The 24,908-nt window shown below is 60.5% G+C and carries 22 protein-coding genes, 1 tRNA gene and 2 pseudogenes; 17 read left to right on the forward strand and 8 right to left on the reverse strand.

What is annotated here, in order from left to right; translation table 11 throughout:
- Positions 1-337 precede the first annotated feature (337 nt).
- From ACLI1L_RS07935 to ACLI1L_RS07955, 5 genes are all read left to right on the forward strand, one after another.
- On the forward strand, positions 338-2,119 hold the full coding sequence (locus ACLI1L_RS07935) for a long-chain fatty-acid--CoA ligase (RefSeq protein WP_411707283.1): 1,782 nt from the start codon (positions 338-340) through the stop codon (positions 2,117-2,119).
- Between the two features lie 66 nt (positions 2,120-2,185).
- Positions 2,186-3,298, forward strand: a complete 1,113-nt coding sequence (gene moaA, locus ACLI1L_RS07940; protein ID WP_411707284.1) for a GTP 3',8-cyclase MoaA — start codon at positions 2,186-2,188, stop codon at positions 3,296-3,298.
- A 10-nt stretch (positions 3,299-3,308) separates the two neighbouring features.
- On the forward strand, positions 3,309-4,508 hold the full coding sequence (locus tag ACLI1L_RS07945) for a molybdopterin molybdotransferase MoeA (protein WP_411707285.1): 1,200 nt from the start codon (positions 3,309-3,311) through the stop codon (positions 4,506-4,508).
- Between the two features lie 10 nt (positions 4,509-4,518).
- Positions 4,519-4,998: a cyclic pyranopterin monophosphate synthase MoaC gene (gene moaC, locus ACLI1L_RS07950; RefSeq protein ID WP_394286323.1), complete on the forward strand. Its 480-nt coding sequence runs from the start codon at positions 4,519-4,521 to the stop codon at positions 4,996-4,998.
- Complete coding sequence (locus ACLI1L_RS07955; RefSeq protein WP_411707286.1) at positions 4,998-5,576, forward strand: molybdenum cofactor guanylyltransferase; 579 nt, start codon at positions 4,998-5,000, stop codon at positions 5,574-5,576. Before moaC ends, ACLI1L_RS07955 begins: the two co-directional genes overlap by 1 nt.
- A gap of 147 nt (positions 5,577-5,723) precedes the next feature.
- Here ACLI1L_RS07955 and ACLI1L_RS07960 read toward each other — a convergent pair whose 3' ends face one another.
- The 3 genes from ACLI1L_RS07960 to ACLI1L_RS07970 are packed head-to-tail and all read right to left on the reverse strand — an operon-like array spanning position 5,724 to position 9,336.
- Entirely contained in the window at positions 5,724-7,091 is a 1,368-nt protein-coding gene (locus ACLI1L_RS07960; protein ID WP_411707287.1) for a multicopper oxidase domain-containing protein, read from the reverse strand.
- Positions 7,092-8,270, reverse strand: coding sequence for a beta-carotene 15,15'-monooxygenase (locus ACLI1L_RS07965; protein WP_411707288.1), 1,179 nt, complete (start codon positions 8,268-8,270; stop codon positions 7,092-7,094).
- The gene (locus tag ACLI1L_RS07970; protein ID WP_411707289.1) at positions 8,257-9,336 is read right to left on the reverse strand and encodes a hypothetical protein; all 1,080 of its coding nucleotides are present in this window, start codon (positions 9,334-9,336) and stop codon (positions 8,257-8,259) included. The genes ACLI1L_RS07965 and ACLI1L_RS07970 overlap by 14 nt, the downstream gene beginning before the upstream one ends.
- A 66-nt stretch (positions 9,337-9,402) precedes the next feature.
- Here ACLI1L_RS07970 and ACLI1L_RS07975 point away from each other — a divergent pair, with 66 nt between their 5' ends.
- From ACLI1L_RS07975 to ACLI1L_RS08000, 6 genes and pseudogenes are all read left to right on the forward strand, one after another.
- Positions 9,403-9,663 carry a DUF2249 domain-containing protein gene (locus tag ACLI1L_RS07975; RefSeq protein ID WP_086588034.1) on the forward strand — a complete coding sequence of 87 codons (261 nt, stop codon included), beginning with the start codon at positions 9,403-9,405 and terminating at the stop codon, positions 9,661-9,663.
- 75 nt (positions 9,664-9,738) lie between these two features.
- Positions 9,739-10,503 carry a molybdate ABC transporter substrate-binding protein gene (gene modA / locus ACLI1L_RS07980; protein ID WP_411707290.1) on the forward strand — a complete coding sequence of 255 codons (765 nt, stop codon included), beginning with the start codon at positions 9,739-9,741 and terminating at the stop codon, positions 10,501-10,503.
- 198 nt (positions 10,504-10,701) lie between these two features.
- Positions 10,702-11,259 (forward strand): annotated as a pseudogene (locus ACLI1L_RS07985) (molybdate ABC transporter permease subunit); the annotation flags it as partial.
- Positions 11,236-11,754: pseudogene (locus tag ACLI1L_RS07990) on the forward strand (ATP-binding cassette domain-containing protein); the annotation flags it as partial. The pseudogenes ACLI1L_RS07985 and ACLI1L_RS07990, both read left to right, overlap by 24 nt.
- Before the next feature lie 138 nt (positions 11,755-11,892).
- The gene (locus tag ACLI1L_RS07995) at positions 11,893-12,339 is read left to right on the forward strand and encodes a TOBE domain-containing protein (protein ID WP_411708363.1); all 447 of its coding nucleotides are present in this window, start codon (positions 11,893-11,895) and stop codon (positions 12,337-12,339) included.
- A gap of 38 nt (positions 12,340-12,377) precedes the next feature.
- Entirely contained in the window at positions 12,378-13,037 is a 660-nt protein-coding gene (locus tag ACLI1L_RS08000; RefSeq protein WP_411707291.1) for a helix-turn-helix transcriptional regulator, read from the forward strand.
- On the opposite strand, the gene thrB is transcribed toward ACLI1L_RS08000, so the two are convergent.
- From thrB to argS, 4 genes are all read right to left on the reverse strand, one after another.
- The gene (thrB, locus tag ACLI1L_RS08005; protein ID WP_284798627.1) at positions 13,024-13,953 is read right to left on the reverse strand and encodes a homoserine kinase; all 930 of its coding nucleotides are present in this window, start codon (positions 13,951-13,953) and stop codon (positions 13,024-13,026) included. The two genes, ACLI1L_RS08000 and thrB, sit on opposite strands and share 14 nt — an antisense overlap.
- A gap of 33 nt (positions 13,954-13,986) precedes the next feature.
- Positions 13,987-15,330: a homoserine dehydrogenase gene (locus ACLI1L_RS08010; protein WP_411707292.1), complete on the reverse strand. Its 1,344-nt coding sequence runs from the start codon at positions 15,328-15,330 to the stop codon at positions 13,987-13,989.
- Between the two features lie 172 nt (positions 15,331-15,502).
- Positions 15,503-16,840, reverse strand: coding sequence for a diaminopimelate decarboxylase (gene lysA / locus ACLI1L_RS08015; protein WP_411707293.1), 1,338 nt, complete (start codon positions 16,838-16,840; stop codon positions 15,503-15,505).
- Entirely contained in the window at positions 16,841-18,493 is a 1,653-nt protein-coding gene (gene argS, locus ACLI1L_RS08020) for an arginine--tRNA ligase (RefSeq protein WP_411707294.1), read from the reverse strand. It abuts the gene before it with no gap.
- A 210-nt stretch (positions 18,494-18,703) separates the two neighbouring features.
- Here argS and ACLI1L_RS08025 point away from each other — a divergent pair, with 210 nt between their 5' ends.
- The 5 genes from ACLI1L_RS08025 (at position 18,704) to ACLI1L_RS08045 (ending at position 23,440) form a co-directional block, all read left to right on the forward strand.
- Positions 18,704-19,489, forward strand: a complete 786-nt coding sequence (locus tag ACLI1L_RS08025) for a (Fe-S)-binding protein (RefSeq protein ID WP_049361528.1) — start codon at positions 18,704-18,706, stop codon at positions 19,487-19,489.
- Positions 19,489-20,994, forward strand: a complete 1,506-nt coding sequence (locus tag ACLI1L_RS08030) for a lactate utilization protein B (RefSeq protein WP_411708364.1) — start codon at positions 19,489-19,491, stop codon at positions 20,992-20,994. Before ACLI1L_RS08025 ends, ACLI1L_RS08030 begins: the two co-directional genes overlap by 1 nt.
- Positions 20,991-21,611, forward strand: coding sequence for a LutC/YkgG family protein (locus ACLI1L_RS08035; protein ID WP_411707295.1), 621 nt, complete (start codon positions 20,991-20,993; stop codon positions 21,609-21,611). The genes ACLI1L_RS08030 and ACLI1L_RS08035 overlap by 4 nt, the downstream gene beginning before the upstream one ends.
- Positions 21,612-21,729: 118 nt before the next feature.
- Complete coding sequence (locus tag ACLI1L_RS08040; protein ID WP_411707296.1) at positions 21,730-23,313, forward strand: alpha/beta fold hydrolase; 1,584 nt, start codon at positions 21,730-21,732, stop codon at positions 23,311-23,313.
- A 53-nt stretch (positions 23,314-23,366) separates the two neighbouring features.
- Positions 23,367-23,440 (forward strand) — tRNA-Arg (locus ACLI1L_RS08045).
- A gap of 64 nt (positions 23,441-23,504) precedes the next feature.
- Here ACLI1L_RS08045 and ACLI1L_RS08050 read toward each other — a convergent pair.
- The gene (locus ACLI1L_RS08050; protein ID WP_411707297.1) at positions 23,505-24,302 is read right to left on the reverse strand and encodes a MerR family transcriptional regulator; all 798 of its coding nucleotides are present in this window, start codon (positions 24,300-24,302) and stop codon (positions 23,505-23,507) included.
- Positions 24,303-24,400: 98 nt separating this feature from the next.
- Between ACLI1L_RS08050 and ACLI1L_RS08055 the strand changes: the two genes are divergently transcribed.
- Complete coding sequence (locus tag ACLI1L_RS08055) at positions 24,401-24,907, forward strand: hypothetical protein (protein ID WP_411707298.1); 507 nt, start codon at positions 24,401-24,403, stop codon at positions 24,905-24,907.
- The last annotated feature ends 1 nt before the right edge of the window (position 24,908 follow it).

A 24,908-nucleotide genomic window follows, 5' to 3' on the forward strand; every position in this document is an offset into this window, starting at 1 on the left:
TGCTTGACCAGGTCCGATGATGCGGGAGCCGCCGTAGCCTGTGCTCGCGGCGTTGCACTGGAAGCCAATGTGTATTTTTCTAGGACTTCTCGCCCTCGTGCCAAGGCGCATGCGCGTCCTGCCGGGCAATAAGTATGAGGCCTCTTCCATGTTCTCAAGGAGAATTCGCACAGCGGGTGCACGAACCGGAAGAAATCAAGAAACGACTGCGGGCAAAACTTCTCTGGGCCCGAATCCATAGGAAAGGGGAGCTAAAAATTCCAGTTTCCTACCAGTCGCGAACAAGTATAACGCATAGACCGCAACGCCCGCACCATGACACCGCTACAGTAGAGGCATGCTTTCCACAATGATGGATATCCCCCTCTCCCTGACCCGCATTTTGGAATACGGCGCCTCGGTGCACGGCAGCACCACGGTGACGACCTGGCACGGTGAGGGCACCGGCTCCGAATTTGATCCGGCCGAAGAAGTTACCTTCCGCGATATCGCCGCTCGCGCAGCCGCCTTCGCCCACGCTATTCATGATGATTTGGGCATTACCGGCGATGAGCGGGTGGGCAGTTTTATGTGGAATTGCGCCGAACACCTCGAGGTCATGTTTGGCACTGCTTGCAAGGGCGCGATTTTTGCGCCGCTCAATAAGCAGCTGATGAATGACCAGATTCGCCATATTATTAATCACGCGGAAATATCTGCCATCGTGTGCGATCCCCGGCTGGCGCAGCAATTAGGCAAGGTGCTTGTGGGTACCGACTCCGTGAAAAGCGTCATCCTTACCGGCGCACAGCCGGCGCAGCAGTTTGCCCATCTCTTCCCCCGTGGGATTGAAGTGTATTCCTATGAAGCTTTAATTGATGGCCGCTCCACCATTTATGACTGGCCGGAGCTCGATGAGCGCACTGCCGCGGCGCTCTGTTATTCCACGGGTACCACGGGTGCCCCCAAGGGTGTGCTATATTCGCACCGTTCACTGTATCTGGAGGCCATGCAGCTGCGCTCCTCGGACTCGCTGTGCATCACCCACGGTGAGACTTTCCTGTGCTGCATCCCCATCTGTCACGTGCTGAGCTGGGGCGTCCCCTTTACCTGCTTCATGACGGGTACCCCGCTCGTGCTTCCCGACGCCGACGTATCCGCCCCCACCCTTGCCAAGGCCATTGCCGCTACTTCTCCGCGCGTGGCCCACGGCGTGCCCACCATCTGGATCCAGCTCTTTGTCCACTACATGCACCATCCGCCAGAGCGCATGACCCTCACGGAGATTTATGCCGGTGGTTCCCCCGTTCCCCCAACTCTTATCAAGATGTGGGAGGAACGCTACGGCGTCGACGTTGTTCACGTGTGGGGCATGGTAGAAACCTCCACCGTCGGCAGCGTCGCCCGCCCTCCACAGGGTGCTTCGGGCGATACGCGGTGGGCCTACCGCATCTCCCAGGGCCGCATCCCCGCCTCGCTGGAATACCGCGTGGTCAATGACGGCCAAGTTGTGGCCCGAACCGACCGCAACGCGGGCGAACTGCAGGTACGCGGCAACCTGGTCACCGGTTCCTACTACCACTCGCCTACCGCTGAGCCGGGCGAAATCGCCTCCGAATTTCGCGGCAAGCAGGTCGAGGCTGCAGAGGGCAAATTCACCGCGGATGGCTGGCTGCGCACTGGCGATGTCGGCTCGGTCACCAAGGACGGCTTCCTTACCGTAGAGGACCGCGCCCGAGACGTCATCCGCTCCGGCGGCGAGTGGATCTATTCCGTCCAGCTGGAAAACCTCATCATGTCCGACGAACTCGTCGTGGAAGCCGCCGTCATCGGCTACCCCGATAAGCAATGGGTCGAGCGCCCACTGGCCGTTACCGTCTTGGCAGAAGGTGCTTCTCCCACCATCGAAACCGCAGAGCGCCTGCGCGCCAGCATGCGCAAGGAACTGCCGAGTTGGATGCTGCCGGAGTACTGGACCTTTGTAAAGTCCATCGATAAAACTTCCGTGGGCAAATTCGATAAGAAGGATTTGCGCACCCACCTGGCAGAAGGCGAGTACAACATCATCCGGCTCAAGGGTCCAGGCGAATCGCAGCGCCTCGCTGCCACCGAAGCCACCGATTTAAGCCGGGAAAACTAGGAATAATATCCTTCTCTAAGCCGTTGCAGCTTGGTGTACCTCGTCCCCTCTCTTAGACTGGCACCAATGACCTCTTCCACGCAGCGACCCTTAGTTTCCCTGCCCCTGCCCACCGTGGTCCGGGCGCAGTTGCCAGCGGATCTGCCCGCCCCGGCTGCTGATGGCACGCGCGCACTGCTGGATCGCTATGGTCGCCAAGCCCGCGACCTGCGCGTCTCCCTCACGGATCGCTGCAACTTGCGCTGCACCTATTGCATGCCGGCCGAAGGTTTAGAGTGGATGCCCACAGAGCAGACCTTGAGCGATGAGGAAACCATCCGATTGATTCGAATTGGCGTCGGCAAGCTGGGCATCCGCCAAGTACGCTTCACCGGCGGCGAACCCTTGCTGCGTAAGTCGCTGGAAAAGATTATTGCCGCTACTAAGGAGCTACGCACCGACCAAGGCCACGCTCCATCCACCGCGCTGACTACCAACGGGCTCGGACTTGAAAAGCGGGCCGATGCCCTCGCCGCGGCCGGGCTCGACCGCATCAATATCTCGCTCGACACCATCGACCGCGAGCGCTATGCCGCGCTCACGCGCCGCGACCGCCTCGATCACGTCCTTCAGGCCATCGCTGCCGCGGATGCCGCGGGCTTAAAGCCCATCAAAATCAACGCCGTGGTCATGCCCGGGGTCAATGAAGAAGACATCGTCCCGCTAGCAGACTATGCCGTCCGCCACGGTGCTCAGCTGCGCTTCATCGAACAGATGCCGCTTGGGCCCCGCGAGCAATGGCGCCGCGAGGACATGGTAACGGCCGAAGATATACTTAGCCGCCTACGCTCCCACTTCTCCCTAGAGCCCGCACGCGAACCGCGCGGTTCTGCCCCCGCCGCTCTGTGGGAGGCCACCACCCCGGATGGAACGCGCGGCACACTGGGCATCATTGCCTCGGTCACCCACCCCTTTTGCGGCGACTGCGATCGTACGCGGCTGACTACCGACGGCGCCGTGCGCAACTGCCTCTTTGGCAATTCCGAAACCCCGCTGCGGGATCTATTGCGCTCTGAGGCCAGCGATGAGGAGATCATGGAGGCCTGGGCTGGGGAAATGTGGAGCAAAAAGCCTGGCCATGGCATCGATGACGAAGGCTTTCTGCAACCGGACCGTCCGATGTCTGCCATCGGCGGCTAACCTTATTTTCATGTCCACGCCCCGCAGCATCTCCGCGCACCTCGACGCCGTCCTCACCCTGGCATCCCCCCTGCCGGCCGAGTCAGCCGCCGTCGATGCCTCCCTCATCGGCCGCGTCCTCGCCGCCGATGCCACCGCGCGCTTTCCCGTGCCGCCCCACGCCAACTCGGCGATGGATGGCTTCCTCGTCCACGCCGCGGATCTTTCCTCCCCCGGCCCGTGGACCCTCCCCGTCGCCGGCGATGTACCAGCCGGCGCCGCCCCTATCGAGGTCCCCGCGGGACACGCCGTGCGCATCATGACCGGCGCCCCGGTAGCTGATACCGCAGGAATGCTCGTCGTGCCCGTGGAAAATACCACCACCCCAGCCGGCCCAGTAGCGCTTCCAGACGAGGTCACCATCACCGATGCTCCTACCAAGTCACATATTCGCCCTGCCGGGGAGGATATCCAGCCCGGCGCGCCAGTGGCCGCAGCCGGCACGCTTGTCGACGCCGCCGTAATCGCCGCTCTCACCTCCGCCGGCGTTTATTCCGTCTCGGCCTACCGCCGCCCACGCATAGCGATCATTTCTTCTGGCGAAGAACTCGTCTCTTCCCCAACAGAGCTCGCTGCCGGCCAGCTGCCGGATTCCAACGGCCCCATGCTCGCTGCCCTTGCAGGCGCAGACGCACACGTCCACGTGAGTGATGCCCCTGCGGACCTCGCCTCTGCACTGGATGAGCTTGCCTCCTCCCACGACCTCATCATCACCTCCGGTGGCGTGTCAGCCGGCGCCTTCGATGTGGTCCACACTGTGCTGGGGCGCACGGATTCCGCGTGGTTCGGTCACGTCGATCAGCGCCCAGGTGCCCCACAGGGCTACTCCCTCTGGAAAGGCACCCCGGTACTATGCTTGCCCGGCAACCCCGTGGCTGCCTTCGTGGATTTCCAGCTTTATGCTCGGCCCCTCATCGCCGCACTTTCCGGGCACCCTGCGCCACGGGAGCGGGTCAACCTGCGCGCCCGTGTGGACTCGCCTCTTCCTGCCTCCCGCGGCCGGCCGACCATTGTCCCCGTGACCGTAGACTTTCAGGCGGAGCCCGCCATTACTTCGCACCTGCCCCACGGCAGCCATCGCGTCGTATCGCTCGCCGGTACCAATGGCTTTTGTCTCATCTCCTCCGAACCGCCCGCCGTGGGCGAAGAGACCACCGTTTATCTGTATTAAAGGAGCAACTATGAAATTTACCCACCTAAACTCTGACGGCGCTGCCTACATGGTCGACGTCACCGAGAAGCAGCCCACCGTGCGCACTGCCACGGCCGAGGGCGAAGTTGCCTGCTCTCCCGAGGTCATGACCGCTTTGCGCGACGGCACGGTCCCCAAGGGCGATGTCCTCGCCGTAGCCCGCATCGCCGGCATTTCCGCCGCCAAAAAGGTCCCCGAGCTGCTTCCACTAGCGCATACCATCGGCGTGCACGGCTGCGCTGTGGAGCTCACGCTTGCCGACGACCACGTCTCCATCTCCGCCACCGTCCGCACCGCCGACCGCACCGGCGTGGAGATGGAAGCGCTTACGGCCGTGAATGTTTCAGCACTTGCCATCATCGACATGGTCAAGGGCGTGGACCGTTCTGCCTATATCCGCCGCTGCGGCATCGTGGCTAAATCTGGCGGCCGCTCCGGGGACTGGTCCCGCACCCTTCCGGAGGCCTAATGCTCGGCGCGATAATCCTCGCCGGTGGCCACGGCAGGCGCATGGGCGGCGCCGATAAGGCCTCCCTCTCTGCGTACGGCACGCGCTTTATCGACCGCCTGCTCGCCCAGCTTCCCTACGGCACACCGGCCGTGGCCGTCTCCCCGCATTATCTCGGCCTACCCCAGGTGTGCGAGTCCCCGCTCTATGGTGGGCCTGTCGCTGGCATCGCGGCCGGCGCACATGCATTATCCCACTGCTCGGAGCTCGCCCTCTTCGCCGTGGATGCCCCCGATTCGCCCCAGCTGCTTCCCCGGCTGCGCACGGCCCTTGCCACCTCGACTGCCGATGCCGCCCTCACTCGTGCCGCCGACGGCTACCTCCAGCCGCTGTGTTCCCTCTGGCACGCCCCCGCGCTTCGCACGCAGCTTGAATCCCTTCCGACAACTCGAAACGTCTCCGCCCGCCGCCTCATCCGCGGGGCGAATTTTATCGAGGTCCCTGGCACCGGCGCCGAACGCGACTACGACACATGCGCGGAATTGCGCGAGCTTCCAGAGCTCTGCTTCCCCGCGCCCCGGCCCCTTCGCGCTCACTGAGAGCCGCTGAGCTAGGCCACGGCACTGCTCTGGTGAGCGGCAAGGGTTAGGGTCTTCTTCCCACCACCCTTCGCGCTCACTGGCAGCCGCGGGGAGCGCGAAATTACCGTCCCGGTGAGCGCGAAGGGCGTATCGAGCGAGGCTGGCCTACTCCGTAACGATGAACTTGCCGTGCTGCCCCTTCTCGGCGTTAGTCATGATGTGATTGACAAAGGAATAAGTACCAGGCTCGTTGAAGGTCATTTCGACGAATCCGCCTTGCGCTGGAAGCAGGTCAAGCGCTTGCGAGCCGGTGGAGTCCTCATCCTTAATGAGGTAGGCGCCTTCCTTGTAGGCGGTATCGAATTGTTCGCCCACAACGTGGAAGCTCAACGGCTGGTCGGGGCCTAGATTGGTCAGCCACAGGCGAACGGTATCGCCCACCTTGGCCTTGATGGGTTCTGCGTCGTACTGGCCGGGATAATAGTTAAAGGCCATGAGGTCGAAGCGGCCATCGGCAACGCGCTGGGCATCGGCACCAGTGTTTTCCTCACCGAGGAAGACGTCGGTAGCCATGAAGTTATACTCCGCGTCTACGGGCTTCAGGTTCGGCGGATCGATGATGACGTTGCCGGCCATGCCATTAGCGATGTGGAGGGACATGGGCATCGTAGAGCAGTGATACATCCAGATGCCGGAGCGATGCGCGGTGAATTTATAGGTCAATTCCTCACCCGGTTGGATAGATTTCATGGTCTCATCAGGGTTGACCTCGCCGGCGTGGAAGTCGATGGAGTGGGCCATGGAGCCCTCGTTTTTGATGGTGATTTCGAATTTATCGCCCACTTTTCCGCGCAGGGTCGGGCCTGGGGCTTGGCCGTTGAAAAGCCAGCGCATCTGTTTGATTCCTGGGGCGACCTCTACGACCTTCTCGGTCATCGTCCAGGTCTCTTTGTGCGTCTTCGTTTCGGCGGCAGGCTGCAAGGTGGCGTCAAAGGCGGAAAAGCCTTCGCGCTGGGTGCCGAGTTCGGCGGCGGTAGGCACGTCCACGTGGGGGTTGCTTGCAGAAGCCACCGTGTGGTCATGCCCTGCAGCGGCGCCATCTCCGACGTTGACCTTAAAAGTCATGCCCTGCATCTTGTGGCCGGCGATGGTGCAATAGCCTTCCGCGGAGGAGTCGATGACTCCGGCATCAAGTTGGACGGTCTCGCCGGGATCGACGCGGCCGGTTTCGGCATCGCCAATCTTTAGGTCATGGACTTGGTCACCCGAGTTAGTGAAGTTGACCACCAGGTGGGTTCCCGGGTCGATATCGATGGACGAGGGCGTAAAGGCCATGCCGTCCACACCCACGTCAACAGTCTGCGTTTCACCAGAGGCTACAGGCGTAGCGGACTGAGAGCTCTTGCCGGTGGAATTGACCACCGCGAGTGCGATTACTGCCGCTAACGCGATACCGATGAGTAGCCACGATGACCAAGAGGAATCCTTAGGCGCGGGCTTATCCGCGGGTTGTGAGGAAGAAACGCTCAGCATTTAGTTCTCCAGTCTTTTCTGTAAGTAGAGGGCGCGGCCGACGGCGAAGATATTGGCCGCAAGCCCTATCCCCATCATGATAAGCCCGGCCGCAGTAGCGTCCAGCAAGCTAAGTAGTCCGCCCAGGTTGATGAGCAGCAGACGAGCGTAACCGGTGCGGTCCGCGGTATTGGGGCGCGCTCCAGTAAGGATGGGCAACAGGTGGTGCAAGACACCGGTCACCATTTGTAAGAGCCCAGCGCCGAGGAAGGCGGGAAGCACAACCAAGGTGATGGTGCGCGGGTAAGCTCCGACGGCCGCGGAGATGGCATCACCAGCGCACAGCGACAACATCCACAGCAGTCCGGCGATAACAGCCACGGTGGCGGTGGTCAGCCGCGGCGAGCGCCCCATGACGGTGGCAAGCACCGGCTGGATGACGAGCACCGCCGCGAGGACCACGAGTAGCTGGGCCACGCCTGCAGCTCGGGTGAGGCCTACCGCGTATAGCGCCATCGCACATCCCAGCCCCGCGCAGTGCACGATGAGCGCACGAGTACACCGCGCACGAGCAGTGGGAGAAATCGCGGTGGCAGACAACGTGGGGAGCAACGTGACCACCGTGCCGATGACGGTCAGCCAGGCAAATCCCCAGACCATACCGCGCGAGTGCGCGCCGATGAGGAGGGAGTACTCGCCTACCCCATTGCCGCTGAGGATGACGAGCACCACAGAGACAATCATGAACGCGGCTGCTGCTATATAAAAGGGCACGGTCACCGCAAAGGAACCAGACAATGAGCCGCGTAGGCGCCGCGCGACGAACCACAGGTGCCAGGTGAGGGCGGCGATGATGAGGATAGAGGCGGCGTCGGCAAGCGGGCCCCAGTCATACCCCGCCCTATCAATGAGCAGCAGAATAAGCCCGAGCTGCACTAGGCCCACGCGACTGCCGACGCCCCGATAGTCCCCGCCCGCAGTCCTAGTCAAGGCCTCGGTGAAGTGGGTGGAAAAGACGATGATTGCCGTCGTCAGCGCACCAATGGTGAAGGGGTGGATGATATCCCACCACACCACAGGAGCGCCCAAGGAGCTAGCGATGAGCAGGCCGAGGCCGACAAGGATCCACCCGGCGATAATGGCAGCGCTAAGGGTATGCCAGCGGCCGCGCGCGGCCAGGGATACGTCATGAATGCGCACGTCGCGCCTCCTTGCTGGTCAAGGTAATGCCGCAGGCAAGAAAGACTATTACCGCAATAATGGTAACCACCCCGCCGCTTTGAAGCGCCGTGGTGTGCTCGGCACAATCTGCAAGGACCCGCAACGCAAGGCCGCCGTGCAAGAGTCCCATCGGTACATATAACACCTTGTGGTATGGCAAACGACGGCGAATAACAGAGGTGAAGATGATGGGCGCGTGCGCGAAAACCATGGACATGACAAAGCCCAGGAAAATGGTGTGCACCGAGGCATCATAGACAAAGCCGGTGGCCTCACCATAGATCAGCCACAAGTACCCGCCGAGCGCGAGCCAGGCGTAGCCGGCCAGCATGCATGCCGCCGAATAGCGCGGCAATCCCTGTGAGCGCACCAAGTTCTTGGCCACATCCACCCGCGCGGTCGCCACGGCGATGGCGATCAGCATCAGCCCCATAGCGCGATAGCCGACCGCCGGGGAAAGCACATAGATAACGCTGGCTGCCGCCAGCCCCAATACTAAGAGGGTGAGATGATTTTCGGCGCGAGTTCCGGCCATGGTTATGCGCGCTAATTCCATGCGCTCGCCGATGATGGTGGCCACGGCATAAAGCGCGCACAGCGGCATCGCTGTAGCAAACCCCGGCCCCATGGCCCAGAGGGCGGCGGCGACTACTCCCCCAATGACGCCGACTGCCTGCACCAGGATCGCGAGGCTAGCCTGACGGCGGTAGATAGTGGCATAGATGCAGCCAAGGACAAGGAAGCCGGCGGCAAAGAACATGGCTGCGACCCCACGCGGTAGGCCGGCGAGAATGCTGAGCACGCCAGCGACGTGGCATACAGGCCCCACCCAGGCCCACGTGGTGCGCGCGGCGACGACGCGTTCGAGGCCGATGGCCCCGCCTATGAAGCCGAAGACCATAAGCGGCCCGTGGTCGGCGGCAAAGGATGCTCCCGGGGTGGCGTTCAAACCCAGGAGGGAGGCGCCCGCACCCAGCCCAACCAGCAGGGATAAACCTGCACAGGCGAGAAAGATAAGGCGATGCGCCACGCTATTATTTTGCACGAGTTTTATCGTACTAATATTGGGGTCAGAGCGAAACTAGCACCCCAGTAGAAAGGACTACTTGCCATGCAGCTGCCCATTTCCGACGCCAATAGGCCGCATTCCATCCCCACCCTCAACGCCTCAGAAATTCCGCACGCCGTTCGCCACGGTGCCATCCATGGCGCATTGGGCACCCTTAACGTGGGAGAGTCTATGATCCTCATCGCCCCGCACAACCCCATTCCGCTGCTCAAAGAAGTCGAGTCCCGCGAGGAGAAGTTCGAGCTCGACTACCTCCAGGAAGAAGAAAACGACTTCCATATCAAGTTCACTCGCGTGAGCTAAACCTTTGTCCGGCGGAGGGCTATTCTAGGTAGGTCAAGCCCGTCGCCGAAGAAGCCGAAAAGGAGCTCTCCGCAGATGAAAAGATGCATCGCCGCACTCCTCGTTGCCTTGGGATTCGCCGTTTCAGCCTGCGCTCCGCACACGTCAGTAACCTCGCCGCAGGATACGGCGGATCCCACGCTCAATGTACTGGCGGCCTCATCCACCCGCGTTATCAATGAGGAACTTACCCAGCGCGCGGGCCAGCTCGATCCAGCAGTGAATCTAAGCTTTGAAAATGGCGGCTCGTCCGATCTGGTGAGCAAGCTGCGCGAGGGTGCCCCGGCCGATCTTCTCCTCACAGCTTCTAAGAAGACCATGGATAAGGCGGTCCAGGATGGCACAGTCACCACACCTGAGGTGCTCGCCACCAATGTCATGGTCATGGTGGTTCCCAAGGGAAATCCGGCGGGAATCCATTCCGTGCACGATCTCTCCCACTCCCATCACTTCGTACTCTGCGATCCGCAAGTACCCTGCGGCGATATTTCCTCCCAAATCATCGATGACCAGCATCTGGACGCACACCCTTCCTCCCAGGAGCGCCAGGTGGCAGACGTTTTGGGAAAGGTGGCCTCGGGCGAAGCCGATGCTGGATGGGTCTACTCCACAGATGCCGCCGCGGCCGGCAATGATGTTGAGGTGATTGATATTCCTGGGGCGGAGAAATTCTCCAACCAGATTTTGGGTGCCGTTGCCACGGACGCCTCTCATCCCGACCAGGCACGCGCGGTGCTCGAGGTACTGGGCAGTGACTTCGATTCCACCTGGCGCGACCTTGGCTTCAGCCCAGCGGAGTAGTCTATGTCCGCCCCTCAGCCTGTCCGCCCCAAGGCCCCGCTGCTTATCGGCCTCATTGGTCTCATTGCGGTAGCTACCATCATCGTTCCCGTGGTAGCTCTCGGGCTGCGGGTGCCGTGGGCACGCATCGGCGAATACCTTGGCCGCGAAGAGATTCGAGACATGCTGCTCATCTCCGTGGCGGCGGCCTTCCAATCCATGCTGCTCGCACTCGTATTGGGCTTGGGCCTGGCATTATGGGTCCAGCAGCTCGGCCGCGGCAGCACCATTATCCGTCTTTTGGTCTACCTTCCTCTGGCTATGCCACCGGTGGTCGGCGGTTTGGCCCTTACCGCAGCCTTAGGGCGCAAGGGCTACCTCGCCCCGCTTCTCGACTCCCTGGGGATCCACCTCGCTTTCGCCTTCCCCGGAGTCGTGGTGGCGCAAACCTTCGTGGCACTGCCCTTTGTGGTGGTAGCGGTCGATTCGGCACTGCGCCAACTAGACCAGGAAATCCTCGCTTCTGCGCGGGGCGTGGGCCTGGGGCGTTGGGAGATACTCGGCAAGATCACCCTTCCTTCGATCGCGCCGGCTGTAGCTACCGGCGCGGCGCTGGCCTTCGCGCGCTCATTGGGCGAATTTGGCACGACACTGACCTTTGCCGGCTCTCAGCCCGGGGTTACCCGCACGATGCCGCTGGGTATCTATTTAGAGAGCGAGGTCGACGCGGACGGCGCCTACGTGCTCTCCGCCATGCTTATCGGGCTGGCTTTGGTCTGCCTGGCGCTTGCGGGCTTGCCGGCCCTGCGAAGGCGGCGCTACCAGCCACAGGCAAAGCAGCTGCATTCACTGGACGTGGACAAGCTCCGCGAGCTCACCCAGCCCACGAATGCGCAGGCGGTATCCGTGACGGTCGATGGCGTGCGCACGGCTTTGTCTCCGCGAGCCATTACGGCCGTGGTGGGGCCGAACGGCTCCGGCAAGACCACTTTTATGGGACGCATTGCTGGGCGCCTGAGCGGCGGTGAGGTTTCTCCAGACACAACCGGCATCGTCTTACTCACCCAGCGGCCGGGCTTGCCGCCGCACTCGACGGCCCAGCAAGCGGTCGCCATGGTTACCCGCGATAGGACCCGTGCGCAGGAGCTTCTCGCGGCAGCAGGATTGCACGAGCTTGCCGACGTCCCAGTAACAGCCCTCTCCGGCGGCCAGGCCGCCCACGTGGCCTTGGTGCGCGCGTTAGCCGCGCGACCAGCCGTTCTCATATTGGACGAGCCCCTTGCCGCAGTCGACGTGAAATCGGCTGAGAGGTGGCGCCACTTTCTGCACGCGGCACGCGAGGATAGGACCACCCTGCTCGTTACCCATAACGCGCTCGACATTGCGAACCTGGCGCAGGACATGCTGGTAATGGAAGCCGGACAGGTGCGAGCGCACGGCGCTACCGCGCGGCTCCTTAATTCCCCGCCGACTGGCTTCGTTGCAGCACTCGCGGGACTTAACCGCCTTGAAGGAACGGTGACCGCCATAGGCGCGGCCACTGTGGAGGTCGCCTGCGGGGAGATTACTATTTTGGCAACGCCGGAACACGCGCCTGTTCAGCCTGGGCAGGAGGTGGCGGTGACATTCGATCCGCATGCGGTCACCATCGACGCCGTGCCAGAAGCCTGCAACCAGTGGGCTGTGCGAGTCCTAGCGGTCGAGGCCACCAGCCTCGCAGCCGCTCAGCTGCGCGTAGACCTGGGCGGTTACGAGGCCACCGTACCGGTAGACCGCGAGTCTGCTTTAGGTTTTGCGGTGGGTAGCACCGTATCCTTGGCAATATCTACAGCAAACGTTTTTGTCCACCCCAAATAAATTCTCTGTTATGCAGACCCCAAGGCGGATTTCCTACCATGCCTGACTCACTACCCCGGCCCACCACCGAACTCTTCCCCGAGGCCCTCAACCTCTCGCCAAAGCAGCGCGAGGTACTTGCAGCCTTACAACGCCACCCCAATGGCGCCAAAGCTGGCACCGTGGCCGAGGAGCTTGGCATGCACGTCAACACCGCCCGCGGCCACATCGATGAGCTGGTCAACGCCGGAGCTATAAACGTGCTATCCGCCCCAAGTAAGGGCCGGGGACGCCCTTCCCTGATTTTCCAAGTCCGCGTCCCCGATAATAAGACGGTGGCAGAGGAATACATCACCCTGGTAGAAGTGCTGACCACCATGCTGGCGGGCAAGGAAGAGCTTGACGACGCCGCGTCAGCCAAGGCCATCGAGATCGGGCGCCGCTGGGCACGCGCCGCAGGCGCGGAGGGCTCCGATCGCGCACTCGATACGCTCTTTTCCACGCTGCGCGATATGGGCTTTGACCCCGCCATGCAGCCGGACTCTACCGACATGGAGCTCCGTGCCTGCCCGTTTGTGTCTTCAGGACTCCAGCCTTCACCATTCCTCTGCGCAGTACACGCTGGCTTCCTGCAAGAAACTACCGATGAAGGCACCACCATTGACCTGGTCCCGCGCCAGCCTCACAACGTATGCAGGCTGGAAATTAAGCCTGCGTAAGCTCCACGCTGACTGGGCCGGCGATGGCGAGGTCGAGGACGCGGAGGTTTTGCTCGCGGGCGTCGGCAAGAATGCTCTCATCGATGTCCTCGGTGTGCAGCACCATTACGGTCGGACCGGCGCCGGAGAGGTAAGCTGCGTATCCTCGGTTGCGCAGACGGTTGACCCACTCCGCGGTCACAGGAAGCACATCCGCTCGGTACGGCTGGTGCAGGCGATCGCGGGTGCCTTCCCACAAAAGGTCCGGATAGTTTTGCAATGCAGCCACTTGCACCGCGGTGCGCGAGACGTTAAACGCCGCATCCGAATGAGTCACGTGCGACGGCAATACGCGACGCACCGCCTGGGTAGACGCGTGGAAATCCGGCACGAGCGCGGTGGCACGAATATCTTTATGCACCTTGATGGAAGCAGCGCGATAGTCTGGCAAGGAGTGGCCATCGACGGGGACATTGGTCCACGACACCACGGCATCACCCAGCACGGAGGCGGCCGCATTATCGGGGTGTCCTTCAAAAGCGGAAGAAAGCTGCACCACCTGGTCTTGGGTGAGGGGGCTTCCCGCCAGCGCATTGCCAGCGGCCACGCCCGCCACAGCGGCAGAGGCGGAAGAGCCTAAGCCCCGCGACTGCGGAATATTATTATGCGAAACCACCCGCAGGCCCGGCACGGTAGCATCGGCTGTCGAAAGCGCGGAGCGAATCGCCTTAACCACTAGGTGGGAGCCATCGCGCGGCAGGTCTTCTGCGCCCTCACCAAAAATCTCTACCTCCAGCCCAGAGGTGGTGACCTCTACCTCGACGGTGTCATAAAGGCTTAGCGCCATGCCCAAGGTGTCGTAACCGGGGCCAAGATTCGCCGTAGAAGCGGGAACGGTCACGATTGCTTTGGTGCCGACTTCAACTTCGATACTCATAGCTATCCAGTCTATTGCGTCTTTTGCGCCGGTCTAGCTGCCGAGGCGGATTACGGAATGAACAGCCTTGACCTCAGCTAGCTCATCCAAGTCAGCCACGATCTTGTCCAGGGTGGCTTCCTTGGCAGCATGGGTAACTACGATGAGGCGAGCAGTATTTTCGCCGTCCTCTTGGCGTACCGTGCGCAGGGATACGCCATTATTGGCAAAGGCCGCAGAGATGGCCGCGAGCACACCGGTGCGGTCTTGGACCTCCATATCGATGTGATAGCGGGTTTCCACCTCACCAAAGTCAGCGATAGGAAGATTGGCGTAGGTATTTTCACCCGGTGCGCGGCCGCCGTGGACGATATTGCGGGCTGCACCGACGACGTCGCCAAGCACGGCAGAAGCAGTAGGATTACCACCTGCGCCATTGCCGTAAAACATCAGGGAACCTGCGGCCTCAGCCTCGACGAAGATGGCGTTATAGGACTCGCTGACAGAAGCCAGCGGGTGCTCCTTGGGCACCAAAGTGGGGTGTACGCGGGCGTTGACAGCTTCGGAACCGTCCTCTCGCCGAAGGCGCTCGCAGATGGCCAGCAGCTTGATGGAATAACCAGCGTCATTAGCCGCCGCGATATCCGAGGCCGTGACCTTGGTAATGCCCTCGCAGTGCACGTCTTCAAACTTCACGCGGGTGTGAAAGCCCAAAGATGCCATAATAGCGGCCTTGGAGGCGGCGTCGTGACCCTCAACATCCGCGGTGGGATCAGCCTCGGCATAGCCCAGGCGGGTGGCCTCGGCCAGTGCCTCATCATAAGAGGCACCCGTGGACTCCATGGCATCCAAAATAAAGTTTGTGGTGCCGTTGACAATACCGGAGATGCGCTCTACTTGATCGCCGGCCAAGGAGCGGCGCAACATGCCCACCACCGGGATAGCGGCGGCCACGGCAGCCTCAAAATAAAGGTCCACGCCGGCACGGTCAGCGGCCTCTGCCAACTCATCCGCATGCGCGGCCACCAGCGCCTTATTGGCGGTAACCACGGATTTGCCGGAATTGAGAGCGGCGAGGACCAGCTCGCGCGGAAAATCAATGCCGCCGATGACCTCAACTACAAGGTCGATATCCTCGCGCGCAACAAGTGCCTTGGCATCATCGGTCAATAGCTCCTGGGGCACCCCTGGGCGCAGCTTATTCTTATTGTGGATGGCGATGCCGCGAATCTCGGCTGGGCCGCCAATGCGGTGAGCAAAGGCATCAGCATTTTCTCCCAGCAGGCGGAAGACCTCACCACCAACGGTGCCGAAGCCCAGCAGCGCGATACCAACGGTCTCGCCTTCGCCTTTGCCGGAATGCTTTTGTGCCTGAAGCTCACTAGTCGGTGCAGCCATAGTCCGTCTCCATATTGAAGTTGGGGTTAACGTGTCGTTACCGCTCAGTGCGGATACAGGACACTATACAGAACAAGCTGTCTACTATCGCCCTTAATAGACCCATAGACAGAAAAATCCCCGCCACAAGGCCTGAATTAAATTAGACCTTGTGGCGGGGCTGGGGGGCGAACTAGTCTACTTCGAGAGAAAGAAGATCCTCGATGGTCTCGCGCCGCAGCATTGGCTTGGTATGTCCCACGCGCGTGGCGACGACCGCGGGGCGCACCGCACCGTTATAGCGTGAGGACATCATGTACTGGTAGCCGCCGGTAGCTGCAAAGGCAATCAAGTCCCCCGGCTGGATATCATTGGGTAGCTCGCCATCCTCAAGGAGGATATCTCCGGATTCGCAGTGGAAACCCACCACGCGCGAGGGCACCTCTTCCCCATCGCTAAAGCGGTTGACCACGCGCACGTCATACGCCGAGCCGTAGAGCGCTGGGCGAATATTGTCCGACATTCCGCCATCGACGGAGATATAGCGCCGCAGCGGCAGATCGGATTTGCCGGTTTCTACATCCTTGACGGTACCCACGCGGTAGACGGTCACCGCAGAGCCGGCGACCAAGGAACGGCCAGGCTCGACTAGGAGGAAGGGCGCCTCGATGCCCAACTCCTCTGCGGTGTGCTTGACCGCACCGAGCATATCGCTGGCCACGCGCTCGATATCCAGTGCCTCCTCATAGGGCATATAGGGAATGCCGAAGCCGCCGCCTAAGTCGAGCTCTGCCAAAGTCACGCCCAGCTCGGTGAAGATCTGACGGTACAGGCCCATTACGCGCTCAGCGGCAAGCTTGAAACCTTCCGCGTTGAATACCTGGGAGCCCACATGGCAGTGCAGGCCGCTCAAGTGCAGGTTCTCCGCCTCCAAGCAACGCTTGGCCGCGGCGAAGGCCGCACCGGTGGCTAGCGAAATTCCGAATTTCTGATCCTCATGCGCTGTCGCGATGAATTCATGCGTATGCGCATCCACGCCCGGCTTGACGCGGATCATGACCGGCTGGACCTTGCCCGCTTCCCCAGCGATGCGATTGAGTTCTTCGAGTTCGTGCTCATTATCGATGACGACGTGACCCACGCCGGCATCTACACACAGCCGCAGGTACTCTTCGTCCTTATTATTGCCATGCGTGGTAATGCGCTCGGCCGGGAATTCTGCCGCCAGTGCAATCTTGAGCTCGTTGAGAGAGGCCGCGTCCAAGCACAGGCCTTCCTCATTGACCCAATTCACGATCTTTTTGGAAATGAATGCCTTGGAGGCATAGTGCACATGCTCCGGGCCGCCAAAGGCACGCGCCATGTCTTGGCAGCGGGACCGGAAGTCATCTTCGTCGAAAACGTAGAGCGGGGTGTGGAATTCCTCGGCCAAGTCCGGCAGCGGAACGCCAGCGATGGTAACTACGCCATCTTCCTCGCGCTTTGCATTGCGCGGCCAGACATGGGCGGGCAACTCATTAAAATCCGCCATTTACATCTTCTCCGGGGTGCTTACGCCCACCATGGTCAAGGCATTAGCCAGGACCACGCGGGCTGCCTGCGCCAGTGCCAGGCGGGCGCCATGGATAGGAGCCTTCTCCTCGCCGGCCTTGGGCAGCACCTGGCAAGAGTCATAGAAACGGTGGAATACCGCAGCGAGGTCCTCGGCGTAGCGGGCAATGCGGTGCGGTTCGCGCAACTGCGCTGCCTCTTCCACTACGGCCGGGAATTCACCCAGCGTACGGATGAGATCTCCCTCGCGTTCGTGTGTAAGCAGGGAAAGGTCCGCACCTTCGGCATCGACACCCAGCTCGGCTGCCTTGCGGCCGATAGAGCACAGGCGGGCGTGGCCGTACTGCACGTAGTAGACGGGGTTATCGGAGGACTGGGATTCCCACAGGCCGAGATCGATATCGATGCTCTGGTCCACCGAGGAACGCACCAGGGAGTAACGGGAGGCGTCCACGCCGATGGCGGCCACGAGGTCCTCCATGGTGATAACTGTGCCCGCACGCTTGGACATGCGCACCGGCTTGCCATCGCGCAAAAGGTTGACTAACTGGCCAATCAGTACCTCGACAGCATCGGCATCGTAGCCCAAGGCGGCCGCTGCCGCCTTCAAGCGCGGCACATAGCCGTGGTGGTCCGCACCCAGCATGTAGATATTCAAATCATGGCCGCGGTCGAACTTATCAGCTACGTAGGCGATATCGCCTGCGATATAGGCCGCATTGCCATCAGACTTAACCACCACGCGGTCCTTCGAATCACCGTAGTCGGTGGATTTGAGCCACCACGCATTCTCGGCCTCATACATATTGCCTTCAGCCTTGAGCTTGTCCAGCGCAGCGTCGACCGCACCGGATTCAAAGAGGGAGTTCTCGTGGAAGTAGACATCAAAGTCCACGCCAAACTCATGCAGAGATTGCTTAATCTGCGCAAACATCATCTCTACACCGTCTGCGCGGAAGGCTTCCTGCACTTCTTCATCGCTGCCCTCCAGGGCGGATGGATTCTTCTCCACCATGGCCGCAGCGATGTCTTGGATATAGGCTCCGCCGTAGCCATCCTCCGGAGTTGGCTCGCCCTTCGCGGCCGCCACAAGGGAGCGGGAGAAACGGTCAATCTGGCCGCCATGGTCATTAAAGTAATACTCGCGGGTAACCTCCGCGCCGGATGCCTCCAGCACGCGACCCAAGGAATCTCCCACTGCGGCCCAACGAGTACCGCCGAGGTGGATCGGACCGGTGGGATTAGCAGAGACGAATTCTAGATTGACCTTCTTGCCTGCAAAGGAATCATTAGAGCCATAATTCTTGCCGGCGCGGAGAATCTGCGCGACGATCTCCCCCTGGGCATCGGCACCGAGGCGAATATTAATGAAACCAGGCCCGGCGATGTCGGCCTCCGCAATGGCGTCATTTTCCGCTAGGGACTCTGCTAGCCAGCCTCCCAGCTCGCGCGGGTTAGCTCCGGCCTTTTTGGCCACCTGCAGTGCCACGTTGGTGGCATAATCGCCGTGCTCAGGATTGCGAGGGCGTTCGACGGTTACCGTTTCAGGCAAGACGGAGGAGTCAAGGTCATGGCTTTCCATGACCTTGGTGGCAGTTTCTTTAATCAGTGTGGCCAAATCAGCTGGTGTCATGTCGCACGATTCTAGTGGACTGAAAAGTCAAGTGTGAAAAGGGCCGGGACCTAAAACTCCCCTTTACTGCACAAACGGCTGATAAACACTTTCTGCAACACTAATATTGCAAAATAATCGCTGGTCAACGAGGAGACGCATTACGCACGTACTGCTTAAAGGGAGTAAGGTTGTGGCTACCCCATGTCAAAAATCAACGAGGAGCACCGTATGCGCATTGCGCTATTTTCCACTTGCATTGGTGACGCCCTTTTCCCGGACGTACAAAAGGCAACGGCACTGGTTCTCTCCCGCTTGGGCCACGAGGTGGTCTTCCCGGAAGAGCAGACCTGCTGCGGCCAGATGCACATCAATACCGGCTACCAAAAGGAAACGTTGGGCATGATCCGCTCTTATGCGGATGCCTTCGCAGATCCCTCTATTGACTACGTAGTTGCAGCCTCCGGTTCCTGCGTGGGTGCCGTTCGTGAGCAGCACGAGCGCATCGCCGACCGTTTCGGCAACTCCGCCGACGTTGACGGCGCTCGCAAGACCACCCAGAAGACCCTGGATCTACCCGAATTCTTGGTAGACGTCGCCGGCGTGACCAATGTGGGCGCATTCTTCCCGCACCGCGTGACCTACCACCCCTCCTGCCACGGCTTGCGCTTCCTAAAGCTGGGCGACCGCCCGCTGCAGCTGCTCCAAGAAGTAGAGGGCATCGACCTGGTCACCCTTCCTAATAAGGAAGAATGCTGTGGCTTCGGCGGCACCTTCGCAATCAAGAATGCGGAAGTATCCCGCGCGATGGTCACTGATAAGACCCGCCACGTTAAGGAGACTGAAGCAGAATTCGTCACCGGCGGTGACTCCTCCTGCCTGATGAACATCGGTGGTGCCCTGAGCCGCCAGCGTTCCGGTGTCCGCGCCGTTCACATGGCTGAAATCTTGGCTTCCACCAAGGAGCACCCATGGACTCCTACCTCCGCCGCCTACTCCAAGGAGACGATGCTCTAATGACCTCTTTCCTCGATACCACCCCACCGCGTGCGCCGGAAGGCTACGGTAACCTGCGCGGCAGCAAGGCCTTTGTTCCCCTCGCACACGTTGGCCTAAATAACGCCACCCAGCGCCACAACTTGCAGCATGCCACCACCGCCATCCGAGAGAAGCGCTCTGGCGCTGTAGAAGAGCTGGATGATTGGCAGGAGCTGCGCGCCGCTGGTTCCGCAATTAAGGAAGATGTCGCCGCCCGTATGCCAGAACTGCTCGAGCAGTTCGAAGAGGCAGTTAAGGCGCGCGGTGGCACTGTCCACTGGGCACGCGATGCCAAGGAAGCTAACCAGATCATCGAGGGTCTGATTCGCGCCACCGGCGAGACCGATGTGGTCAAGGTTAAGTCCATGGCCACGCAGGAAATCGGCATGAACGAGCACCTAGAGGCGGCGGGCATCAACGCTCGCGAGACCGACCTCGCGGAGCTCATCGTGCAGCTGGGTGAGGATAAGCCATCCCACATTCTGGTTCCGGCTATCCACCGCAACCGCGCCGAGATTCGCGATATCTTCGTCAACAAGATGCCGAATACCGATGACACCCTGCAGGCCGAGCCGGCCGAGCTGGCCGAGGCATCCCGCCAGTTCCTGCGCGAGCAGTTCATGAAGGCTAAGGTTGCCATCTCTGGCGCCAACTTCGGCGTGGCAGAAACCGGCACCATCAACATCGTGGAATCCGAGGGCAATGGCCGCATGTGCCTGACCCTGCCGGAGACCCTCATTACCGTGATGGGCATTGAAAAGCTGGTTCCTACCTTCCAGGACCTGGAAGTCTTCCTCCAGCTGCTGCCGCGTTCTTCCACCGCGGAGCGTATGAACCCGTACACCTCCATGTGGTCCGGCGTGACTGAGGGCGATGGCCCGCAGAACTTCCACTTGGTGCTGCTGGATAACGGCCGTACCGCGGCCCTGTCCTCCCCGATTGGCCACCAGGCCCTCAAGTGCATCCGTTGCTCGGCCTGCTTGAATGTTTGCCCAGTCTACGAGCGCGCTGGCGGCCACGCCTACGGCTCGGTCTACCCAGGCCCAATTGGTATTTCCCTGACGCCACAGCTCACCGGCATGAAGGACCATAATGATCCTTCCGCCAGCCTGCCTTATGCTTGCTCGCTGTGTGGCCGCTGCGACGAGGTTTGCCCGGTTAAGATTCCGCTTTCTGACGTCATTTTGGAAAACCGTCACCAGAAGGTCACCCACGCCACCCCACCAATCGAGCCGAAGCTCTTCAAGACCATCCAGCTGCTGTGGAGCAACCCGAAGCTGTGGAACAAGGCAAGCCACATGGTCGCCTTGGGCCGCATTTTGGGTGGCACCAACAAGACCATCGAATCCCTGCCACTGTTTATGTCCGGTTGGTCTGAGGGCCGCGATACCGCGGTTCCACCGAAGAAGTCCTTCCGCCAGTGGTTTGAATCCGAAGAAGGCAAGGAACTTCTTGCCGAGGCCCGTGAGGAGTCCAAAAAGTGAACGCAAAGCAGGAAATCCTAAGCCGCATCCGCTCCGCCCAAAAGCAGGCTGGTCTCCCCGACCACGTTGATGCCCCGCGCGACTACCAGCGCGAAGGCACCCTGAACGCGGACGAACTGCGCGATATGCTCATTGACCGACTCGAGGACTACAAGGCCGAGGTGCACGTCACCGAGGAAGGCGAGCTGAAGCAGGCCATCGCCAAGATCCTTAAGGATCGCGAGTGCAACGACATCCGCTATGCCGAGGGCATGGACGCTAGCCTCTTCGAGGGCTTCGATGCTAAGCCGGACGATAAGACTGTCGATCCGCGCACCCTCAATGAGACCGACGCCGTTGTCACCTTGTCTCACGTCACCTCCGCCCAGACCGGCACCATCGTGCTCGAGTCTGACGAGCGCTGCGGCCGTCGCGCTCTCACCCTGGTTCCGGATCGCCACCTGTGCATCGTCCACCAGGATGAGATCGTCTACGGCATCCCCGAGGTCATCTCCCGCATGGATCCAGAGAAGCCTGCAACCTGGATTTCCGGCCCTTCCGCCACCTCTGATATCGAGCTCACTCGTGTCGAGGGCGTACACGGCCCACGTGACCTCATCGTCCTCATCGTCAAGTAGGTGCATAGCCCCCGCCCCGGCCGGTGAGGGCACCCACCTACTGTGAATATGATGCCAAAAGCATCAAAAAAGCATAGGCTAGGTCTACCAATTATTTTTTATTCTGGAGACCTAACCTATGCTTTCTTTTTCTTCGAAGCTTGCGGCCACGCTCGGTGCTGCTGCGGTCACCATTGGTGTTACTGCACCGATTGCTACGGCCGCACCTGCCCCCGCACCGCTGGACACTAAGCCCGTTATTTCCTGGGAAGACTGCCCCGAGCAGGTAGATATCGACTCCGCCGAATGCGGACGCATCGAAGTCCCTACCTACTATGACAACCCGAAGGCCGGCACCATTAGCGTCGGCTTCGTGCGGGTGCCCGCCGCCAACCCAGAAGCCCGCCGTGGCGCATTGTTTACCAACCCTGGTGGCCCAAGTGGCGATGCTTATGGATGGGCCGGCAATAGCGCTGCTCCTTGGCCTCAGGCCGTGCGCGATGAATGGGACACCATCGGTGTACAACCACGTGGTCTGCCTGGCTCCACTCCAGTCAAGTGCGATGCTTCGGCTGCTAGTGACCCACTCCGAGATAGCCTGCAGATAGGAAAACTCACTCGCGATGCTTGCGAGAAGAACACCCCGGGCTATACCAATTCTTTAACCACCGCCAATACCTTGGAAGATTGGGAAATGGTGCGCCGCGCCTTGGGTGAAGAAAAGATTGATATCGCCGGCACCTCTTATGGCACGTACCTCGGCTCCGCCTACGCCACCAAGTATCCGGAGCACACCGGCAAAGTCTTATTGGATTCCGGTATGAGCCCCAAGCTGGCGTGGAATGGCATCTTTGCCTCTCAACAGCGCGGCTATGAAAAGGGACTGCACGATCTCTTCGGATTCATTGCCAAAAATGATGCGAAGTATCACCTCGGCACCACCCCACTGCAGGTCTATGAAAAGTGGTCGCAAAAGGTAGCCCGTGAGGCAGGTGTACGCCCTACTGTCCTGCCACCGAATGCCAAGATTGGTGACCTTCCTCCTGGCCTGGAATTTGCCGGTCAGCCTGGTGCGGACATTATGACCGCCACCGGTCCACTGCGCGTGCAGGCGGAGTTCCTCAGCCAGAAGATTAAAAAGCCTAACGCTGTGCAGGTAGCCTCCCCGCTTCTCACCATGACGCGCCTCCTCGTTCCGGTTCCTGCACAGTGGGATGCCTTTGCCAAGCACTTAAATGGCAGCGAGCCTATGGCTACCGAGCAGTCCGATCCAGAGGCACAGCGCAAAGAGCAAGAGTCCCAAGCCCAGGCAATGAATATGCAAAACCTCATTGTCTGCAATGAAAACACCGTGCCTGGCAATCCGCTGCTATACCCGAGCTACCTGTGGGCTAACTTCGTCAGCGTTGATCCCTTCACCTTCATCAATTCCCTATACGGTTCCGGCGCGGGCTGCGGTGGCCGTGCACCGGTCACGGGCCAGGCGCCTCTCGACGGTTCCAAGCTCGCCACCAAGCCCCTTCAGATTCAGGCAACGGGCGACCCGCAAACGCCGTACCAGTACCACACGAGCCTCTCCAAGCCGATGCAGTCCCGCGTGGTCACCGTCCATGGCCCCGGCCACGCGCACTTTGCCTCTGGGAATAAGGTTGTCGATGACATCGGTGTGCACTACCTGCGCACCGGTGAAGTCACTACTGCCGACGCCCCCGGGTTGATTTAGTCCCCCACTACCCCATGCGCTAAAATCACATCGTTGGGAATTTTCCCAGCGATGTCTCCGTAGCTCAGCGGATTAGAGCATCGGTTTCCGGTACCGAAGGTCGCAGGTTCGATCCCTGTCGGGGACACGGTTACCGCTGGCCACCAGTACTTTCTGGTGGCCAGCGGTTTATTTATCTTCCGCCCCGCTAGCTATTTCCACTCCGGGTTTGCGGTATCCACCCCTTGTGCCTTAGCCGCAAGCTCAATCGCGTCTGCCAACCACTGGGCCAACCCTTCCTGCTGCGCCTCATAGTGAGCACGGAAGCGCTCATCGGCAACGTAGCCGCGGGAAATTAAGAAGTGCTTTGCCGGCGTTACAGGAAAGAAGGCGCTGAGTGCCGCGCGGTGCTTTTCGACGAGCCCCTGGGCCTCCTCCGAGTCCGCTGCCACTCCACCGGCTACAGCCTGGGCCAGCTCTTTCTCCACCTCAGCAACTGCCGCTTGGGCATCGCTCCAGTTCTGCTTCGACCAGTCGGCAGTGCGTTGCTGATACATTGCCCAGTCCTCACTCGATCCATAGGCCTCTTCAGCCTCTTGTTGATGCGCGGCGAAGTTGGCATCGCCGACAATGTGTCCGATTTCTTCCACAGTGAGCTTTCGTTTATTCATTGCATCCTCCATCAAGGTGTCAATCGCTGCCAGCATTTCAGTGAGGTTGTCGCGCTGGGCAAGCAAGCTTTCCCTCTGCCTCTGCAAATGTTCTATATCGGAGGCAGCGCCATCTAGCAGCTGTTTAATATCGGTCAATTTCATACCGGTGGCGCGGTAGATGAGAATCTTCTGCACCCGGGCACAGTCCTCCTCGGTATATAGCCGGTAGTTGGACCAGCTGCGCCACGTGGGTGACAGCAAACCTTGCGCCTCCCAGTGATGCAGCGTGCGCACCGTAATACGGAAGAGCGCTGCTACCTCGCCAACGGTATAAAGAACTTCATCGATGTCGTCCATGATTTTATTGTCGCGCCTTACGCTGCGTCAGGGTCAACCCCAGAAAAAATCTGCAGAATCTCTTGCCAGAGTGTTGGGTTTATGCAACACTTGGATACATGACAGCAAACGACGCCCCTGTTTCAACAACGATTCGCGCCGAACGATTCCGCCGCCCCGGCCCCACTCGTGGATTAATCGCGTCAATGTATGGCTGCGTAGCCGTATCCGCGATCTTCCTCATCATCGCACTGGCACTTTCCTCATACTGGGCCCTCTTCGCTATGTCTATAGCAATCGTGCTCTCTTGCGTCCCGTGGACCATTCTGCGAATCTCCATCGACTCCAAGGATACGAAGTCTCTGGCCTCTCTCGATGAATATGAAGCCCAGACCCTCGATCAGTGGCGCCGCAGGGCCTTTAAGCTGTCTACTTCCCTGCTATTTATCGGCGGGTTTGCCACGCTCCTCGCGGGAAATTGGTTCCTCGGAGGAGGAATTACTGGAACTATTGCGACCAAATACCTCCTAGGAGCTGGCTACTACCTGCTTTTTAGCTACTTCATCTCTGCCACCCTGCCCGCTGTCGGCTACGCACTAACCTTCAATCAGAACTCGGAGAACTAAA

Source organism: Corynebacterium sp. LaCa117 (genome assembly GCF_046717765.1).
In the GTDB taxonomy this organism is placed as follows: domain Bacteria; phylum Actinomycetota; class Actinomycetes; order Mycobacteriales; family Mycobacteriaceae; genus Corynebacterium; species Corynebacterium kefirresidentii.